The 20250-nt window shown below is 59.0% G+C and carries 15 protein-coding genes; 11 read left to right on the top strand and 4 right to left on the bottom strand.

Annotated features, from left to right (window positions below; all coding sequences use genetic code 11):
• Positions 1-406 precede the first annotated feature (406 nt).
• The 8 genes from ACIPF8_RS07070 to ACIPF8_RS07105 all read left to right on the top strand — a co-directional run bounded on the left by ACIPF8_RS07070 (position 407) and on the right by ACIPF8_RS07105 (position 12893).
• Entirely contained in the window at positions 407-2089 is a 1683-nt protein-coding gene (locus tag ACIPF8_RS07070; RefSeq protein ID WP_400418796.1) for an ABC transporter substrate-binding protein, read from the top strand.
• Positions 2090-2409: 320 nt separating this feature from the next.
• Positions 2410-4218 carry an ABC transporter substrate-binding protein gene (locus ACIPF8_RS07075; RefSeq protein ID WP_400418799.1) on the top strand — a complete coding sequence of 603 codons (1809 nt, stop codon included), beginning with the start codon at positions 2410-2412 and terminating at the stop codon, positions 4216-4218.
• Between the two features lie 101 nt (positions 4219-4319).
• Positions 4320-6119, top strand: coding sequence for an ABC transporter substrate-binding protein (locus ACIPF8_RS07080; RefSeq protein WP_400418801.1), 1800 nt, complete (start codon positions 4320-4322; stop codon positions 6117-6119).
• Positions 6120-6213: 94 nt separating this feature from the next.
• Positions 6214-8229: a M3 family metallopeptidase gene (locus ACIPF8_RS07085; protein ID WP_400418803.1), complete on the top strand. Its 2016-nt coding sequence runs from the start codon at positions 6214-6216 to the stop codon at positions 8227-8229.
• A gap of 20 nt (positions 8230-8249) precedes the next feature.
• Positions 8250-9188 (top strand): ABC transporter permease, encoded by a 939-nt coding sequence (locus ACIPF8_RS07090; protein WP_061532660.1) that lies wholly within the window; start codon positions 8250-8252, stop codon positions 9186-9188.
• Positions 9189-9197: 9 nt separating this feature from the next.
• The gene (locus ACIPF8_RS07095) at positions 9198-10382 is read left to right on the top strand and encodes an ABC transporter permease (RefSeq protein ID WP_400418806.1); all 1185 of its coding nucleotides are present in this window, start codon (positions 9198-9200) and stop codon (positions 10380-10382) included.
• Between the two features lie 8 nt (positions 10383-10390).
• Complete coding sequence (locus ACIPF8_RS07100) at positions 10391-12109, top strand: ABC transporter ATP-binding protein (RefSeq protein WP_400418809.1); 1719 nt, start codon at positions 10391-10393, stop codon at positions 12107-12109.
• A 151-nt stretch (positions 12110-12260) separates the two neighbouring features.
• Positions 12261-12893 (top strand): trimeric intracellular cation channel family protein, encoded by a 633-nt coding sequence (locus tag ACIPF8_RS07105; RefSeq protein WP_400418812.1) that lies wholly within the window; start codon positions 12261-12263, stop codon positions 12891-12893.
• Between the two features lie 95 nt (positions 12894-12988).
• On the opposite strand, the gene ACIPF8_RS07110 is transcribed toward ACIPF8_RS07105, so the two are convergent.
• Entirely contained in the window at positions 12989-13447 is a 459-nt protein-coding gene (locus ACIPF8_RS07110; RefSeq protein ID WP_400418815.1) for a winged helix-turn-helix transcriptional regulator, read from the bottom strand.
• Positions 13448-13582: 135 nt separating this feature from the next.
• On the opposite strand from ACIPF8_RS07110, the gene ACIPF8_RS07115 reads away from it, so the two are divergent.
• On the top strand, positions 13583-14869 hold the full coding sequence (locus ACIPF8_RS07115; RefSeq protein WP_400418818.1) for an MFS transporter: 1287 nt from the start codon (positions 13583-13585) through the stop codon (positions 14867-14869).
• 138 nt (positions 14870-15007) lie between these two features.
• Here the strand turns inward: ACIPF8_RS07115 and ACIPF8_RS07120 are convergent, their stop codons facing one another.
• Positions 15008-15928 carry a LysR substrate-binding domain-containing protein gene (locus ACIPF8_RS07120; RefSeq protein WP_400418821.1) on the bottom strand — a complete coding sequence of 307 codons (921 nt, stop codon included), beginning with the start codon at positions 15926-15928 and terminating at the stop codon, positions 15008-15010.
• Positions 15929-16066: 138 nt separating this feature from the next.
• On the opposite strand from ACIPF8_RS07120, the gene ACIPF8_RS07125 reads away from it, so the two are divergent.
• Both ACIPF8_RS07125 and ACIPF8_RS07130 read left to right on the top strand, forming a co-directional pair.
• Positions 16067-17344, top strand: coding sequence for an MFS transporter (locus ACIPF8_RS07125; RefSeq protein ID WP_400418824.1), 1278 nt, complete (start codon positions 16067-16069; stop codon positions 17342-17344).
• 184 nt (positions 17345-17528) lie between these two features.
• Positions 17529-18038 carry a hypothetical protein gene (locus ACIPF8_RS07130; protein ID WP_400418827.1) on the top strand — a complete coding sequence of 170 codons (510 nt, stop codon included), beginning with the start codon at positions 17529-17531 and terminating at the stop codon, positions 18036-18038.
• Between the two features lie 4 nt (positions 18039-18042).
• Here ACIPF8_RS07130 and ACIPF8_RS07135 read toward each other — a convergent pair whose 3' ends face one another.
• Positions 18043-19098, bottom strand: coding sequence for a permease (locus ACIPF8_RS07135; protein WP_400418830.1), 1056 nt, complete (start codon positions 19096-19098; stop codon positions 18043-18045).
• Between the two features lie 135 nt (positions 19099-19233).
• Complete coding sequence (locus ACIPF8_RS07140) at positions 19234-20142, bottom strand: LysR family transcriptional regulator (RefSeq protein ID WP_400418832.1); 909 nt, start codon at positions 20140-20142, stop codon at positions 19234-19236.
• Positions 20143-20250 lie beyond the last annotated feature (108 nt).

Below are 20250 nucleotides of genomic sequence, written 5' to 3' on the forward strand. Positions count from 1 at the left end.
TTTCTGGGACCAATTTGTGATTGTTTTCCAGAAACATTTCCGCTCACACATACAAGCAAAAAACATGCCACATGTAGTAATGCAGCTAAATTAGTGTATCCTAAAAAAAATAAAAACAGCATTTATTTTCAGCAACGCCGGTCATACTGTTGCTTATATACGCCAAATAACAAATACACATACGGGTATAGCAAAAATACATACCCCGGTTATACGGCGTAGTTAAGCCATTTTTCTAAAAAATAGAAAGCAATTCACTGCCGTAAGGCAAGAAAATAGATATCGAATAATGTGGAACTTAAAGCGAAAGATACGATCCTGCACTGCACCAATATTGCTATTTGGGGCTATTGCAACTGCAGCATTTCCTATCCATGCGGGAACAAATCCAGCTGATCCGTCCAAAATGGTGCGTGTTGCTTTTGAGTCGGCAGACGATGGCTTCGATATGGTGCGTACTTACAACGCCTTTTCCAGCTATGTAGCGGAAGCCGTTTTTGAACGTTTGTTAACGTATGACTATCTTGCCCGCCCATCCAAGCTGGTGCCAGGAACGGCAGAGGCGATGCCCGAGGTTCTCGATAATGGCAAGACCTACGTCTTCCATATCAAGAAAGGGATTTACTTTGCTCCCGATCCGGCGTTCAAGGGCGTTCGGCGTGAGCTGACCGCGCAGGACTATGCGTACACACTCAAGCGTTTCCTCGATCCAAAGAACCGTTCGCCGTCTGCTAACGTCCTGGACGGCAAAATCGCCGGAATGGACGAATTGGTGGCCAAAGCCAAGAAAAGCGGCCGCTTTGATTACGATGCACCCGTGGCAGGCTTGCAAACGCCAGATCGCTACACCCTGAAAATCGGCCTGAATGCGCCAGACTACAACTTCATGTACATCATGGCTTTCGTTTCCATGGGTGCACAGGCCCACGAAGTCATTGAAGCTTACGGCGACCAGAGCGGCCAGCATCCGGTTGGCACCGGTCCTTACATGCTGCAGGAATATGTCCCGCGCAGCAAGATCGTGCTGGTCGCCAATCCGGAATACCGCGGTTATACATGGGATTTCAAGTCAGACGGCAGCGCCTGGGACGAGCAGTTGGTGCACGACATGAAAGGCAAGCGGATGCCGCAAATCGGGCGCGTCGAAATCAGCATCATCGAGGAAGAGCAATCGCGCTGGCTGGCATTCCAAGGCAAGCAACTCGATTTTGACTACCTGCCGCAGGTCGCCGCACCGACCGTCCTGGATGGAAAAAAGCTGAAGCCCTCCTTCGTCGACGAAGGCATCAAACTCTATACCGTGACCGAACCGGGCGTGGTGTACACCTTCCTGAACTTCAAGGATCCCCTGATCGGCGGCACCAGTCTTGCCAAGAATGCACTGCGCCGCGCCATCGCCATGTCGTATAACGTGCAGGACGAAATTACCCAAGTCCGCATGGGCCTGGCGGTCAAGGCGGAAATGCCGATTCCCGAAGGCGTGGTCGGCCACGACCCGAATTACCGCAGCAGCATCGCCTACGATCCGGTGCTGGCCAACAAATTGCTTGATCACTTTGGCTACAAGCGTGGCGCCGACGGTTACCGCACCCTGCCGGACGGCAGCCCGCTGACGCTCAAGATAGCCACCGAGGCGAATGCGATCAACGTCGTGTTCTCTGAAATCTGGAAGCGCGGACTGGACCAGATCGGCATTCGGGCCGACTTCAAGGTCAGTAATTTCGCCGATAACCTGAAAGCCGCAACCGAATGCAAGCTGATGATGTGGAATGGCTCCTGGATTGCCGACTACCCTGAAGGCGACAATTTCATGCAACTGCTGTACGGCCCCAATGTCGGCCAAGGCAACAACGGTTGCTACAGCTCGCCGGCCTATGATGCACTCTATGTCAAGGCCAAGGCGCTGCCGCCCGGCCCCGAGCGCAACCAGCTCTATATAGAGATGACGCGCCAGATGGAAGCCGACACGGCGTGGGTGCTGTCGGTGTCGCGCCTGCGCAACTGGATGATCCGGCCGTGGATCAAGGGTTTTAAGCATCACCCTATACTGGGGTCCGACTGGCAGTACCTGGATATCGAAAAACACTAAGCGCTTATCTATCTTTTTGGCGAGGATTCTGTACTATGCCTGCCTTGACCTGGATCGCGCGGCCATTAAAGGCACAGCCACTAACTACAACACAGGAGACAAACGACATGCACAGGTTTTACTCAGGCACGGCCGGCGCAACTGCTCGGCTTTGATACGCAAAAACAAGCAGAAAAATTAAGATAAAACAGATTGCGCAGGCGTCCGCCTACCGGTAGATAAATGCGATGTCATTGGAGATGACACTATTTTGCGACCTAGATCAACGATCTTAGCCATAAAATAGAAAAATAACCACTTGCTCAAAAGGCATATAGAAAATGCACCGTAAAACGTCGAATTCAGTCAAATTCAAGAAAATATTGATAGCGCCAGTGCTGGCAATTGCCGCATTGGCAGGCAGCACCGGAGCCTATGCGAACACCAATCCGGCCGATCCGTCGAAAGTGATCCGCACCGCCTTCGAGGCCGCCGACGATGGTTTCGACATGGTAAAAACCCAGAATTTCTATTCCGGCTGGGTTAGCGAAGTCATCTTTGAAACCCTGCTGACCTATGATTATCTGGCGCGCCCGGCCAAATTAGTCCCCGAAACCGCCGAGGCGATGCCGGAAATCAGTGAGGATGGCAAGACCTACACCTTCCACATCAAAAAGGGCATCTATTTCGCACCCGACCCGGCTTTCAAGGGCGTACGCCGAGAATTGACCGCAGAAGACTACATTTACACGCTCAAGCGCGTACTTGACCCGAAAAACCGTTCCCCTTCGGCGAATTTCTTGAACGGCAAAATTGTCGGGCTGGACGAATTGGCTGCCCAGGCGCAAAAAACCGGTCATTTCGACTATCAGACACCTATCGCCGGCCTACAAGCGCCAGACCGCTACACCTTGAAAGTGGTCCTGAACGCCAAGGACTACAATTTCCTGAACGTGGTCGCGTACTCCGCATTTGGCGCCATGGCACATGAGGTGGTCGATGCCTACGGCCAGCAAAGCGCCCAGCATCCGGTCGGCACCGGCCCTTACATGCTGGAGAAATACGTCCCGCGCAGCAAAATCATCCTGGTCGCCAATCCCGAGTACCGCGGCTTCACCTGGGATTTCAAATCGTCCGGCGATGCCATCGACAAGCAAATCATCAAGGACATGCAGGGCAAGAGAATGCCGCAGGTCGGCCGCGTCGAGATCAGCATCATCGAGGAAAACCAGTCGCGCTGGCTGGCATTCCAGGGCAAGCAGATCGATTTCGACAAGATGCCTGAACTGGCCGCGCTGAGCGTGCTGGATGGCGACAAGCTCAAACCGGAATATGCTGAACAAGGCATCCAGCTGCAACGGATTGTCGATGCCGGCATCACCTACACCGTCCTCAACATGAAGGACCCGGTCATCGGCGGCTACACCAACGACAAGATTGCCCTGCGGCGCGCGATTGCGATGGTCTATAACAACAAGGAAGAAGCGACGCTGCTGCGCAACGGCCAGGCAGTCAAGCTCGAATCGATCATCGCACCGGGAGTCGGCGGCTACGATCCGAAATATCGCAGCAGCATCGATTACAACCCGGCGCTGGCCAACAAGCTGCTCGACCACTTCGGTTACAAGCGCGGCGCCGACGGCTATCGCACTATGCCTGATGGCAAACCGCTGCTGCTCAAATACACCAGCAACCAGGGCGGCATCAACACTGAAATTTCAGAACTCTGGAAACGCGGGCTGGACCTGATCGGCATCCGCACCCAGTTCGTGGTCAGCAACTTTGCCGACAACCTGAAAGCCGCCACCTCCTGCGAACTGATGATGTGGGGCGCCGCCTGGAGCGCCGACTATCCGGAAGCCGAGAATTTCATGCAGTTGCTGTACGGGCCGAACGCCGGCCGCGGCAATCATGGCTGCTACCAGTCGCCAGCCTTTGATGCGCTGTACGTCAAGGCCATGTCGCTGCCACTGGGCGAAGAGCGCAACAAGATCTATCTGGAAATGAATCGGCAAATGGAAGCGGACACGGCATGGGTGTTGAATACCGGCCGTATCCGCAGCTGGCTGGTGCGGCCATGGGTCAAGGGCTTCAAGAAGCACCCGATCCTGCATTCGGACTGGCAGTACGTCGACGTCGAAAAACACTAACCCACCGCATATACGGTAATTCGCCCCCTGGTCCGGCACGCCGCTGTCAGTGTGCCGCAGGTCAAATTTAGCTATAGAGATCTTAGAAGGAGAGAAATGGTATGAACTCGCTTTGGTTACGCGGGATATTGGTTGCCTGTTTAGCGTGCGCCCTGCCGATGCAAGCATCGGTGGCGGCTGCGCCAACATCGCCAGCCGATCCCGATAAGGTATTGCGCTTTGTGTTCGTAGCGCCGGAAACCGGTTTCGATCCGGCCGTGACGCGCGACCTGTATTCGCAGCTGGTCAATCAGTCAGTATTCGAAACGCTGTATGCCTACGATTACCTGGCGCGCCCGGCCAAGCTGATGCCTTCGGCTGCGGAATCGCTGCCGGAAGTCAGCGCCGACGGCATGACTTACACGATCCACCTGAAAAAAGGCATCTACTTTGCCGACGATCCGGTGTTCAACGGCAAGAAGCGCGAACTGACGATGGCCGACTTCGTGTATTCGTACAAGCGGCTGTTCGATCCGCAACTGGCTTCGCCGCAAACCTGGCTGCTGGAAGGTAAAGTCGTTGGCCTCGACGAAGTCGCCGCGCAAGCCAAGAAGACCGGCCATTTCGACTACGACGCCAACGTCCCCGGCTTTGAACTGCTGGACCGCTACACCCTGCGCATCCACCTGAAACAGCCCGATTTCAACCTCGGCATGATCCTGGCCCACCAGCCAACCAGCGCCGTGGCGCGTGAAGTGATCGAGAAGTATCGCGACGCCCAGGGCACCGTCATGGGCCATCCGGTCGGCACCGGCCCCTATATCCTCAGCCAGTGGGTGCGCGGCTCGCGCATGGTGCTCACCGCCAATCCCGACTATCGCGGCTACATCTGGGACTTCAAGGCCAGCGAACCGGGTGACGACGCCATCGTCGCCAAGATGAAGGGCAAGCGCATGCCGCAAATCGGCCGCGTTGAAATCAGCGTGATGGTGGAAGACCAGTCGCGCCTGCTGGCGTTTGAAGGCGATGAAGTCGACATCACCGAACTGCAAGGCCCGCTGGCGCCGCAGGTCATGATCGACGGCAAACTGAAGCCGGAATTCGTCAAGAAAGGCGTACAGCTGTCGCGTATCGTCGATCCTGAAATCAGCTATTTCTATTGGAACATGCAAGACCCGGTACTGGGTGGCTTCAGCAAGGAAAAAATTGCTCTGCGCCGCGCGATCTCGATGGCGCACAACGTCCGCGAGGAAATCAAGGTGGTCTGGAACGACGAGGCGATCCCTCTGGAGTATCCGATTCCACCAGGCGTAGTCGGTTACGATGCCAACTACAAGAGCAGCATCCAGTACGAACCGGAAGTCGCCAACGCCCTGCTCGACAAGTTCGGCTACAAGATCGGCGCCGACGGCTACCGCACCCAGCCCAACGGCCAGCCGCTGACGGTCCGCTATTCGGCACGCGCCGACTCGAACGGCCAGCAGCAATCGGAAATGTGGAAGAAGACTTACGACAGCATCCACATCCGCATGGTCGGCGACCTGAAAACCTTCCCCGACCTGCTCAAGGCCGAAAAGGAATGCCAGCTGCAAACCCGCACCGCACCTTGGATTGCCGACTATCCTGACGGCGACAATTTCATGCAGCTGTTCTACGGCCCGAACGTCGGCCAGAACAACAATGGCTGCTTCAAGATGCCTGAATACGACAAACTGTACGCCGCTTCGCAAAAGCTGCCGCCAGGCCCGGAACGCGATCTGCTGTACCACAAGATGACGCGCCTGCTGGAAGTCTATGCGCCTATCCGCATCGGCTACGCCCGCTATCGCAACATGATCGCCCAGCCACGCGTGATCGGCTACAAGAAGCATCCGGTCATGCCTACCGAATGGATGTACTTCGATATCGAAAAACGCAAATAAAGACACCGCGCCGGCGGCAGGCACAACGCTTGCCGCCGGTGTTTAACCCATCAACAATTATTTATTTTCACCAAGTCCCTAATTGAGGAAATGCATGAAACCATCATCATTTTTCTTGCCGGTCACGACAGCGTTACTCACGCTGATGCTGCAACCGGCAGTTGCCCAAGATAAGCAGCGCCCGCTGATTCCCCTGCTCAAAGCAGAACAGATCCCGGCGCTATGCGACAGCACGCTGGGCGCGTTGCGCAAGCGCGTATCGGTCCTGGAGAAATTGCCTGCAGCGCATGCCGGCGACAGCAAGAAAGTCCTGGCCGACTGGAACGACCTGCAAATCAAGCTGGAAGACCTGCAAGGCCCGGTCGACATCCTCAACAACGTCTCGCCCGACGCCAAGGTACGCAGCACCACTGAAGCCTGCCTGATCGAAACCAACAAGTTCGCCACCGACCTGCTGCAAAGCGAAAAGCTGTACGCCCGCTTCAAGGCGATCCAGCCGACCGATCCAATCGAAAAGAAACTGCGCCAGGACATCCTGTACAGCTTTGACGACACTGGCGTCTCGCTGCCGCCTGAGAAGCGCGCACGGATGAAAGAAATCCTCGACCGCCTGGGCGAACTTAGCCAGGAATTCGCGCGCAACATCCGCGACAACAACCAGAAACTGACCTTCACGCCTGCCGAACTGCAGGGCATGCCTGCCGCCTACATGGCGCGCGCCAAGCGCGACGACAAGGGCAATTACCTGCTCGGCTTCGACTATCCGGAATACAAGCCGTTCATGGAATCGGCCGACAACAGCGACGCCCGCCGCCGCTACATGATCGCCTTCACCAACCACGGCACGCCAAAGAACCTGGAAGTGTTGAAGGAAGCAATGAACCTGCGCCATGAAATGGCCGGTCTGTTCGGTTTGCCGAGCTACGCCGATCTGGTAACGCAACGTCGCATGGTGAAGAATCCGCAAACCGTCGATACCTTCCTCAAGGAAGTGCAGACCGCAGTGACCCAGTTGGAACTGAAGGAAATCGAAGAACTGCGCGTGTTCAAGTCGGAAACCTTGAAGACGCCGCTGGCCGATACCAAGCTGGAACGCTGGGATGCCGAATACTGGCAACAGAAGATCAAGCAGGCACGCTACAACGTCGACCAGGAAGCGCTGCGCAAGTACTTCCCTACCGACGCCGCAGTACCTTGGGTGCTGCATATTTCCGGCACCCTGTACGGTGTTGAATTCAAGCGCGTCGACGTACCGGTCTGGGATCCGGAAGTCCAGTACTACGACGTCATCGATAGCAAGAGCAAGCAACGCATCGCCGGCATTTATCTCGACCTGTATCCGCGCGAAGGCAAGTACGGCCATGCCGCCGCCTGGGGCACCCGCGGCGTCAGCACGCTGGCTCACCGCACACCGATTTCGACGCTGGTCACCAACCTCGACCGCAGCGGCCTGAACAGCGATGAGCTGGAAACGCTGGTGCATGAATTCGGCCACGTACTGCATGGCGTGCTGTCGCACACCAAGTATGTCAGCCAGGCCGGCACCAATGTCGAACTCGACTTCGTCGAAGCGCCTTCGCAGATGTATGAAGAATGGGCGCGCCGCAAAGAGTCGCTGACATTGCTGGCCGGCTTCTGCAAGACTACCTGCCCGACCATCGACGATGAGCTGCTGGCACGCTTGACCGCTGCCCACAACTACGGCCGCGGCATTCGCTATGCGCGCCAGTTGCTGTACGCGAGCTACGACATGACCATCCACAACGACAAGGCCGACCAGGAGCAACCGCTGGCCGTCTGGCAGCAAATGGAAGGCGCAACTCCTTTGGGTTATGTACCGGGCACTGAATTCCCCGGCCAGTTCGGCCACCTGATGGGCGGCTATGCAGCAGGCTACTACGGCTACATGTGGTCGGAAGTGCTGGCGCTGGACATGCTGTCGCGTTATAACGGCAAATTGATGAATCCGGAAGTCGGCCATCTGTATCGTCAGGACATCCTCTCGCGCGGCGGTGAAAAGCCGGCCGGCGAGATGGTCAGCACCTTCCTCGGCCGCGAGCCTAACAACAAGGCATTCTTTGCCGAAATCTCAGGCCAACGCCTGCATTAACCTGGAATGAGAGAATTATCATGACCGCTTATATCCTGCGCCGACTATGGCAAATGCTGCCGACCATGCTCGGCGTCATCGTACTGGTGTTTTTCCTGTTCAACTGGGTCGGCGGCGACCCGGCGTACATCCTGGCCGGGAAGATGTCGAACCCGCAACAGATCGCCAACATCCGCACTCAATTGGGGATCGACCAGCCGTACTACATCCAGCTGTGGATCTTCATCAAGCAGATCGTCACCTTCAACTTCGGCAACAGCTGGAGCACCGGCGAATCGGTGGCTAACGTCATCATGACCCGCCTCGGGCCATCCATGACCGTGCTGATTCCGCTGACCATCCTGGAAACCCTGATCGCCGTGGCATTGGCATTGGCCGTCGCATTCGTGCGCGGCTCGATGACCGACCGCATGGTGATGGTGGCTTGCACCGTCGGCATGTCGATCAGTATCCTGGTCTACATCATCCTGTTCCAATACTGGTTCGCCTACAAGCTCGGCATGTTCCCGGTGCAAGGCTGGGGCAACAGCTTCGCTGAAAACCTGTTCCACTATTCCGCCCTGCCGATCCTGATCATGCTGGCGGTGAGTATCGCGCCAAGCCTGCGCCTGTACCGTACTTTCGTGCTGGATGAAGTCAACCAGGATTACGTCCGCACCGCACGCGCCAAGGGTGTCAAAGAGCGCCGCATCCTGTGGGTGCACGTATTGCGCAACGCCGCCATCCCAATCATCACCAACGTCATGTCGAACCTGCCGGCGCTGCTGATCGGCGCCTTCCTGATCGAGCGCTTCTTCTCGATCCCGGGCATCGGCCGCGAAGTGATTCTTGCGGTGGAGCGCAGCGACTTCCCGGTGATCAAGGCGATCACCATCTATGTCGCCGCCGCCACCATGATATTCAACCTGTTGACCGACCTGTTGTACCAGGCCGTCGACCCACGTGTTCAGCTGAAGTAGGGAGCCGCCATGACTCAGAATGTAAACTCGGCCCCTGTCCAAGCAGCGCCGGCAGTTAGTACCGTAGCAATCAACGCCGCCTCCGGCGGCACCCACTCGCCAGGCCTGTGGGCATTGGCCTGGCGCCGTCTGCGCGCCGACCGCGTCGCGATGGCGGCCATGGCCGTGGTCGGCCTGTACCTGATCATGCTGGTGCTGTCGGCCAGCGGCTTGCTGGCCAAGGACTGGGCCAAGGAAGTCGGCGTCAACTACGCGCCGCCGACCTTCATCGGCGCCCAGACCGACGCCGAACGCGGCTTCAGCAGCAACGATACGATCAAGGAAGCACCGCCGCCGGAAAACCCGGTCGATCCGTTGCGCGACATCCTGCGCGATTTGCGCAAGAGCACCACTGCCGCACCACCACCACCGGTAGTTGCCAACGACTACGGCATCGCCGATCCGCTCGCGGACGAGATGACGGAAATCCGCGCCGACCTGGCCAAGAAAGGCGCCAGCGCCACGCTGATCCGCAAACCGACGCTGCCATTCGGCGCCGACAAGTGGGGTCACGACATCATCAAGAAAACCATCAAGGGCGCTGAAACCTCGATCATCGTCGGCCTGGTGTCGGCGTTGCTGGCCGTGGTTCTGGGCACAATTTTCGGCGCCATCTCGGGCTACTTCGGCGGCTGGATTGACGATGCCTTCAACTGGTTCTACAGCATCTTCACTTCCATCCCCTACCTGTTGTTGATCCTGGCAGTGGCGGCGGTGTTGCAGCAAAAGGGCGTGACGGCGATCGTACTGATCCTCGGCCTGACCGGCTGGACCGGCACCTATCGCCTGATCCGCGCCGAGTACATGAAGCACAAGACGCGTGAATACGTAATGGCGGCGGACGCCATCGGCGCCAGCCACTGGAGCAAGATGTTCGGCCATATCTTCCCGAACGTCAGCCACGTATCGCTGGTGCAGTTGTCGATTTCAGTAGTCGGTTTCATCAAGTCGGAAGTGATCTTGAGCTTCCTCGGTTTCGGCGTGCCGGTCGGCGTCGTCTCCTGGGGCAGTATGCTCAACGAAGCACAAAACGAACTGATCCTGGGCAAGTGGTGGCAACTGGCCGCAGCCAGTATCGCCATGGCAATCCTGGTGACGGCGTTCTCGCTGTTCACCGACGCATTGCGCGACGCCCTTGATCCGAAGCTGAAATAGGAGACAACATGAATTCGACCAACACCACCCCGCAAGCGGAAGAACAACCGCTGTTGCGCGTACGCGACCTGCGCGTCAGTTTCCGCGCCGACAAGAAGACCATGATTGAAACCGTCAAGGGAATTTCCTTTGACATCCCGCGCGACACCACCGTCGCGCTGGTCGGCGAATCGGGCAGCGGCAAATCGGTCAGCTCGCTGGCCGTGATGGGCCTGCTGCCACCGGATAATTCCAGCATTGCCGCCACCAGCGTCATCGAATTCGAAGGCCGCAATCTGCTGGCCATGTCGATCGATGAACGGCGCGACATGTGCGGCAAGGAAATCTCGATGATTTTCCAGGAGCCGATGACCTCGCTCAATCCAGTCTTCACGGTCGGCTTCCAGATCGGCGAAGTGCTGCGCCTGCATATGGGCATGGACGCCAAGCAGGCCCGCAAGCGCTCCATCGAACTGCTGGAAGAAGTTGGCATTCCTTCGCCGGCGACCAAAGTAGATGCCTATCCGAGCCAGATGTCGGGCGGCCAGCAGCAGCGTGTGATGATCGCCATGGCGATTGCCTGCGAACCGAAATTGCTGATCGCCGACGAGCCAACCACCGCGCTCGACGTCACGATCCAGAAACAGATCATCGATTTGATTGAAGCGCTGCGCAAGCGTCACAAGATGTCGGTCCTGTTCATCACCCATGATCTGGCACTGGTCGGTGAGATTGCCGACCAGGTGATCGTCATGCGTCATGGCGAAGTGCGCGAGAAAGGCACTGTGCGCCAGATCTTCGAGAACCCGCAGGACCCGTACACCAAGGCCCTGCTGATGTGCCGCCCTTCCCTCGACACCCGTCCATGGCGCCTGCCGGTCATCAGTGACTACATGAACGGCAACAACGGCACCGAACTCGATCTGCGCGAACGCACCCGCGGCTGCAGCGGCCAGGAAGATATCCTGCTCGACGTGCGTGGCCTGGGCAAAAGCTTCTACTCACGCGAAGGCTTGTTCGGCCGCAAGGAATTCCAAGCGGTCAAGGATGTCTCTTTCAAACTGGCGCGCGGCAAGACGCTCGGCGTGGTGGGCGAATCCGGTTCCGGCAAGACCACCGTCGGCCTGACCCTGATGCGCCTGCACCAGGCCACAGCTGGCCAGGCGCTGTTCGAAGGCAAGGACATCATCGGCATGTCGAACCAGGAGTTCATGTCCTACAAGCGGCGCATCCAGATCATTTTCCAAAACCCGTACGCCTCGCTCAACCCGCGCTTCACAATCGGCCAGATCCTGCTGGAACCGATGCGCATCCACCAGATCGGCAGCGACGACAATGAACGCACCGAAATGGCGATGCAGCTATTGCAAAAGGTTGGCCTGCCGACTGCTGCCTACCACCGTTATCCGCATGAATTTTCCGGCGGCCAGCGGCAACGGATTGCGATTGCACGCTGCCTGACCTTGCGTCCGGAAGTGCTGGTGTGCGACGAATCGGTATCGGCGCTGGACGTCTCTGTGCAAGCCCAGGTGCTGAACCTGCTGCAAGACCTGCAGGAAGAGTTCGGCATGAGCTACATCTTCATTTCGCATGATCTGTCAGTAGTCAAATACCTGGCCGACCAGGTGATGGTGATGCATCAAGGGAAGGTGGTCGAACTGGCCAACTCGGATGACCTGTACCACAATCCGACCCATCCTTACACGCGTCAATTGCTGAGCGCCATTCCACGCGGCCTGCAAAACTGATGTAGTACAGCGCCCTTCAAGGCGCAGACAAACGGGGCGTCGGAACCGCTGCATGGCGAGTCTGGCGCCCCGTTCCCGTTTACCTAGCGTTGACGCCTGTCTCATTTCGTTATAGCGTGCCACCACCAGACATAACCAGGCGATGCCGTCGATGACCAGGATCAAACTGAAAACTGAAACCGTGGTGCTGGCGGCCGATCTGGCCGGCACCCTGGTGTTCGCCATAGAAGGTGCGCTCAGTGCGATGCGCAGCAACCTCGACCTGCTCGGCGTGATGGTGATTTCATTCATCGCCGCGCTTGGCGGCGGCGTGATCCGTGACCTGCTGATCGGCGCCACGCCGCCGAACGCGATCCGCGACTGGCGCTATCCGGTGCTGACGTTTTGCGCCGGCATCCTGACCTTTGTTTTCCACTCCACTTTTCAAGCGTTGCCGCCCACACTGATCATGGTGCTGGACGCCGCCGGCCTGGCATTATTTGCTGTAGCTGGCGTCGAGAAGGCGACCCAGTTCGGCATCCGGCCGTTTGTTGCAATGCTGATGGGCACCGTCACCGGCGTCGGCGGCGGTGTCGTGCGTGACATCCTGTTATCCCGCGTGCCAGCCGTGCTGCAGGTCGACATCTACGCCACCGCAGCGTTCTTCGGTGCCTTCGTGGTCGTCGTGGGGCGCCGTTTCGGCTTGTCGGCCGGCGCAGCGGCGCTGGTCGGCGGCATCGCCTGCTTCAGCTTGCGCGTGGTGGCGGCAACGCACGGCTGGCATCTGCCGCGTGCGGATGGTTGATGACCGCAATTTTTCGGCGCACCTAGCACCCTGACCCCAGATGACTCCGTTGGCTGATGACCACGTAGCGCAGAAGCGATGAGGTGGATACTCGCCTAATCGCGGCCTGTCTTGAGTTTCTGCACCATCGTATCGGCCGGCCCGAGCACCCGGCCATCGCGCGATTGCAACGCCATTTTCTGGATCACCTTGCCGCTACTGCTCTCGACCAGCCTGGAATGCGCTTCGCCTTTTGCAAACAGGTGGCTCTCGCCCCATTGCCGCAACCCCACCATCACCGGGAACAGCTCCTGGCCTTTGGCAGTCAGCACATACTCCTGATATGAACTGCCGTCGGAAGCAGGCGCCACTTCCAGTATTCCGTCATCGACAAGCGTGTGCAGGCGATCGGCCAGGATATTGCGCGCCACACCCAGGCTCTTCTGGAATTCGCCAAAACGGCGCATGCCGTCAAACACATCGCGGATGATCAGCAGCGACCAGCGATCGCCGATCATGTCGAGCGAACGCGCCACCGGACAACTGTCGTCCTTCAAACTTTTTCTCTTGGCCATGATTTTCCTTTCGCCCGGCTTGCGCTAACGCCATCCGATATCTGGTTGCATTTTAAAACCATAGCACCTAAACTTCAATTGGTTTTAATTTGAAACCAGTTTAAAAAGGGAACCATCATGCCGGATATGGCAAAAATGCAAGCTGCATCCCCGGATCGCGTCATGGGTTCAAGCGTCGCAGGCCGCGAGCGCAATCCAGCGCCGCCGATGCCAAAACTGTTGGTAACGCTGTTTGCGGCGGCCTGCGCATTGAGCGTGGCCAATGTCTACTATGCGCAACCTCTGCTGGATGCATTGGCCCGCGACTTCGGCCTGAGCCTGGCTGCGATCGGCATCGTCATCACGGCGACCCAGATCGGCTGCGCGCTGGCGTTGCTGTTGGTGGTGCCACTGGGCGACCTGCTGGACCGGCGGCGCCTGACGCTAGTGCAACTGATGCTGTTATGCACGGCGTTGCTGGCGGTAGCCGTCGCGCCTTCGGCATTCCTGCTTCTGATCGGCATGCTCGCGGTAGGCCTGCTGGGAACCGCGATGACGCAAGGACTGATCGCCTACGCCGCCAATTCCGCCGCGCCGACTGAACGGGGACGTGTGGTCGGCGCGGCACAGGGCGGCGTCGTGATCGGCCTGCTGCTGGCGCGCAGCCTGGCGGGATGGATTGCCGATCTGGCCGGCTGGCGCGCAGTCTACCTGGTCTCGGCCGCTATCTCCTTGCTGATGCTGCTGGCGCTGCGCCGCTGGTTGCCGCAGTCCTCGGCACCCGTCGTACGCCTTCCCTATGCCGCCTTGCTTGGCTCGATGTTTACCTTGCTGGCAAGCGAACGCGTGCTGCAAATCCGCGGGGTGCTGGCCATGCTGATGTTCGCCGCATTCAGCGCCTTCTGGAGTGCACTGGTGCTGCCGTTGAGCGCGCCGCCCTATTCGTTCTCGCATACCGCAATCGGCGCCTTCGGGCTGGTCGGCGTGATTGGCGCACTGGCGGCGGCGCGCGCCGGAGAGTGGGCCGATCGCGGTCACGGCCAATCGACCACCGGCGCAGCGTTGCTGCTGTTGCTGGCATCGTGGCTGGCGATTGGATTCATGGGCCACAGCCTGTGGCTGCTGATCCTGGGTGTCATACTTTTAGACCTGGGCGGACAGGCACTGCACGTCACCAACCAGAGCATGATTTTCGCCAGCCAACCGGCCGCACATAGCCGGCTTGTGGGCTGCTACATGTTGTTCTACGCGGTCGGCAGCGGCGTCGGTGCAATCCTGTCGACCACCGTCTATGCTGCCGCAGGATGGAACGGCGTCTGCATACTGGGCGCAAGCATCAGTTTGCTGGCACTGCTATTTTGGAAGCTGACTCTGCGGCATATGCCCAAAACTGCATGCCACCCGGCAGCGCCGCTTTACAGCAGCGATGGCGCTGGCGCTTGAGCCAAGGCCAGTCGCCAGGCTAACGCCACCGCCAACGATGCAGCTGCAGCCACCCATAACGCCAGTTGCATGCCCGCCTGAAACGACTGGACCGAGGCGATATCAGCGCAGCGTGGAACAGATCGAATAAGCAAATTATCAGGCCGGTACGACCTTCCTGATTGCATCATGCACCGCTTGCAGCAGCAGCTCTTCGAGCCGCTTCACCGCTGGTCCCGCGGTTGTTTGCGCGCGGTACAGCGACAAGCCGATCGATGGCAGCGACGGCAAGGCGGCCTGCTGCGGATCGAGGATGCGCAAGCTGGCAGGCAGGCCAATCGGCGTGCGCACCGTCAATCCTAGCCCGGCCGCCGAGGCCGCCCACAACGCCGACAGGCTGGCGCTGGTGAACGCATGTCGCCACGGAATTCCGGCTGTATCCAGTGCAGTTGACGCGATGTCGCGCAGCAGGCAAGGTGCGTCCAGCAATACCAGCGGCAGCGGTGCGCTCACCGCCGTATTAGGGTCGTCCACCGGACGCTGCCAGTCCTGATCATCCTGCACCGGCCCGATCCAGCACAACGGCAAATCAGCCACTCGTTCGCCATTCAAGGCCGGCGGCATGCCTTCCCATAACAGGGCCAGATCGATGCGCCCCAAGCTCGCGCGTTCACGCAATTCCGAGCTGCGCGCCACGCACACTTCCACCCGCACCTTCGGATGTGCGCGCATGAAGCGGCCCAGTACCACCGACAGCAACGCCTCGCCAAAATCCTCCTGCAAGCCCAGCTTCACTTCCCCTTCCAGTTCGATGCCGCGCACCGCGCTGGCGGTCTCATCGTTCAATTCGAGCAGGCGGCGCGCGTAGCCGAGCAGCGTCTGGCCGGCTTCGGTCAGCGCCAATCCACGCCCGGCCTTGCGAAAAATCGGCGCACCGGCCTGTTCCTCCAGTTTTTTCAGTTGGGCGCTGACGGCTGAAGTGGAACGCCCCAGCCGATCGGCCGCCCTGGCATAGCTGCCGAGGTCAATGCCGGCAACGAAGGTGCGCATGATGTCCAGGTCGAAGCTGATTTGGCGCATGACAACCATCCTGTTTTTCAAAACTGTTGATTCAAAACTTTCTGATATTCAAAAGTATCGCGCAAAGCCATACTCGCTGCAAGCACTGAAAGCCAGTCTTGCAGTGCTGACAATTTTTATCCGACATGGAGAATCACAATGTCCCGATCTGCCGCCTTCGCCGCCAACCGCCGTCATCGCTGGAAAGTGCTGGGTGTCGGTGTCGCCGCCAACGCCAGTTTTTCAGCCGCATTCAGCGGCATTCCCACCACCGCCGTGCTGATCCGTTCCGGTTACCAGTTGGGCAATGCCGAACTGGGACTGGTGCTGGGGCTGATGGGCCTCGGCATCGCGCTGAGCGAACTGCCATGGGGTCTGCTTACCGATCGCTGGGGTGATCGCCCGGTGCTGATGTCCGGCCTCGCCGCCACTGCTGCGGCGTTGTTGCTGATGGCGCTCTTCGTAGCACCTGCGCCCGGCCATGTGCCCGGCTTGCCTATGCTGGCCGCCGGCTTGCTGCTGGTTGGCCTGCTGGGCGGCAGCGTCAACGGTTCCAGCGGACGGGCGGTGATGACCTGGTTCGATGAAAGCGAACGCGGCCTCGCCATGAGCATCCGCCAGACTGCGGTGCCGCTGGGCGGCGCCGCCGGCGCGCTGGCGCTGCCGTCGCTGGCCACCCATCTCGGCTTTGCCGCGGTGTACGGCGTACTCGCCGTACTCTGCACGATTACCCTGTTTTTTACCTGGCTGTGGCTGCACGAACCGGCCGCCAAGCCGCACTGCAAAGCCGCAACGCATTCCATCACGGCAGCGCCCACTCCATTAAAGGACCGTCGCTTGTGGAGCATCGTCGCCGCCATCGGCATCCTCTGCGCGCCGCAGTTTGCAATCCTGTCATTCGGCACGGTATTCCTGCACGACTTCGGTCACGCCGGCATCATCGCCATCACCAGCGCCATGGCGACGCTGCAATGCGGCGCCATGGTGATGCGTGTGTGGAGCGGCCGCTGGACCGATCGTCATCACAATCGGCGCGAGTTCTTGCGCGTCTGCACCATCGCCAGCGCGATTGCCTTCGCTGCGCTGGCTGCGTTGGTCGCCATCGCCGGACAATTGCCGACGCTGCCATCGTTCATCGCAGTGCTGCTGGTCGCCGCCCTGGCGTTGACTGGTATCTGCGTCTCGGCCTGGCATGGCGTCGCCTACACTGAACTGGCTACCATCGCCGGCGCCCGCAACGCCGGCACCGCGCTCGGCATGGCCAACACCAGCGTGTTCGTGATGTGCTTCCTGACGCCGCTGGCCATCCCGCACATCCTGACGATCGGCAATTGGTCCGGCGTATGGCTGGCAGGCAGTCTGTGCGCACTGATCGCGCTGCCGTTTTTTCCGAAGCCGGCGACAGTCGTAACGGCATGTCCGCAGCAAGCCTTTTAGAGATCCATCGCTGGCTGCTCACACGACATGTTCTTAAATCCAACGGTTCAACAAAAACTGTGAGACATCGCATGACAAAATCATCAACAGTGCTGCGAGGCAAGATAAACTACTCGGCGCAAAAGACAGAAACCGTCAGATTGACCCATGACTGGATAAGACGAACCCCAACAACAGGAAGCCGATGTCGACCCTACCCAAAAGCTTAAGAACCATTATTCTTTTCGCGTTTTCTGTTTTGGCATCAGCCCATTCGCAAGCAGAGCAAGGCAGTCTGTTCGGCATGATCGAGAACCAGCCGATCAGCGAAACGTGGCTCAATGCAGGTTTCTATTCCTATCATTTCGATCGCGACAAGGGCCTGAACGGCAACAATTTGGGACTCGGTGTCGAATACCGCTTTTCAACGGTGGCGTCCGCCACTGCGGGACGCTTCTACAACAGCGATCGGGAATATTCGAATTATGTCGGCGTCTATTACCAGCCCGTGTATATCGGGCCGGTACGCCTGGGCGTGGTCGCCGGCGGATTCAACGGTTATCCGAAAATGCGCCACGGCGACTGGTTCCTGGCGGCCATTCCAGTCGCCAGCATCGAATACAAGCGAGTCGGCTTGAACCTGGCGATTATTCCAAGCTACAAGGACAGGCTGTATGGCGCACTCTCGTTTCAGTTGAAGATAAAGGTTTTCTAAAGGTCTAGAGTAGCAGCGCGCCCACCAGTCCGCTGACCACGCCAACCAGCACCGTCAGCAAAGCCACCACCACCAGCACCTTGCCGTCAAAGTCCTTGCGCAGCATCAGCAGCGAAGGCAGGCTGACGCTCGGCAGCGTCATCAGCAGCGCCACTGCCGGGGCCATGCCCATGCCCAGCGACAGCATGGTCTGCACGATAGGAATTTCGGCAGCAGTAGGAATCATGAACAGCATGCCGACAATCGCCATCGGCAGCAGCCACAGCCAAGCATTGCTCATGGCGCCATCGACGTGCGGGAACAGCCAGACCCGCGCCGCGCCCATCACCAATACCGCCAGGATGTAGACCGGGATGGTGCTCCAGAACAGTTGCCACAAGCTGCGCGCCCAGCGCGTCATGAATTTTTTCTGGTCAGGCGTGCTGGCATCCGCCACCGCTTCCAGTGCCATCTCAGGCATCTGTTCAGGACGCGAAATGCGTTGTGCGATCAAGGCGACGCCCAACACCAGTACCACGCCAGCGACCAGACGCAACACCACGAAGCCCCAGCCCAACACAAAGCCCATGAACACCAGCGTCGCCGGATTGAGCACAGGATTGGCAATCCAGAAGGCCAGCGCCGCGCCCACCGAAACCTGCTGGCGGCGCATCCCGGCCACTACCGGCGCGGCGCAGCAGGTGCACATCATGCCGGGCAAAGCGAACAGGCCGCCACGCAAGACGGAGCTGAAACCGCTGCCGCCGAACATGCGCAACAACCAGTCGCGCGGAATCAGCACTTGCAGCAAGGAACCGAGGATCACCCCCAGCACCGCAGCTTTCCAGATTGCCAGGAAATACACCTTGGCATAGCTCAAGGCCGCATTCACCGGGTCGCCCGGGTTATCGTTGAGAATCGAAGCGCCGATGCTGTGCTTGTCGGCGGCGACGAATGATTTCAGGTAGTAAGGCGACCATTTGACGTAGTACAGGCCGATCACGGCGACCAGCACGAACAAGATTGGTTTCCACCAGAACGACAAACCTCTTGTGGGTGACGGGGAAGAAAGAGTATTCATGGCGGAGTAATGGATAGTTGACGAGAACAACGCATGATAACCCAGCGCAAAGCGCCTTACAGCGGGGCGACGGCCAATATTGGCTGGCGCTCATGATTCGCCGCTGCATGCCTGGCAGTTGTCGCTACTGGCCGCTCAGGAACGGCACAAGTCCGTCACAAATTCCAGGAAGGCGACTACCTTGGCAGGCGGCAGATGCCGCGAGGGATACAAGGCATACAGCGGGAACTGCTCGTCGCGCCAGTCCGGAAACAATTCGACCAGCCGGCCCTCCTGCAAGGCGCGCTCTACCCCAAGCTCAAACACCTGGGCAATCGCATGTCCAGCCTCGCACACGCTATACAAGGTGCCGGCGTCGTTGACGGTCAGCCGGCCTTTGCTGGCGAGCGTAATGCGTTCGGCGCCGCGATGAAATTCCCAGGGAAACGGGCGCCCCGATTCGGGATCGCGGAATTCGATGCGGGCATGCTGGGCGCCGTCTAGCTCGGCCGGAGTCTGCGGGCGTCCGTGCCGCTGCAGGTAGGCTGGCGCCGCCACCGTCACGACGCGGGTTTCCAAGAGCTTCCGGGCGACCAGCGAGGACGAGACAGGATGGCCGAAACGCAAGGCTAGGTCGACGCCGTCCGCCACCAGATCGCCCAACTGGTTGCTGGTAAAAAGGTCCAGTTGCAGTTCCGGATAGCTAGTCATGAACCGGTCCAGCGCCGGACCAAGAATCAGGCGGGAAAAATACGGATCGATACTCACGCGTAGGCGCCCGCGCACCGACCTGGCGCTGCCGGCGGCGCCGTCGGCGGCCTGCTCCAGGCTCGCCAGCAAGGGCGCAATCTCCTGATACAGGCGACGGCCTTCATCGGTCAGCGTCACCGAACGCGTAGTGCGGTCAAACAGGCGAATGCCGAGCCGCTTTTCCAGCCTGGCAATCGCGCGGCTAACACCGGAAGGCGTCATGTCGAGACTCTCGGCGGCTTGCACGAAGCTGCCGCCATCTACCACCGCCGACAGGACTGCCATGCCGCCAACCAGACGTCCATCGAAACCCATTGATGCCTCCTTGTCACTTATTCATTGACACCCATGCTATCGGAGAACTGAATCCAGCGCTGCATAATTCTCCCCAATGCGACAACAGTCGTCTTCAACAGGAGCAAC

The organism is Collimonas sp. NPDC087041, assembly GCF_044745265.1.
GTDB lineage: Bacteria > Pseudomonadota > Gammaproteobacteria > Burkholderiales > Burkholderiaceae_D > Collimonas.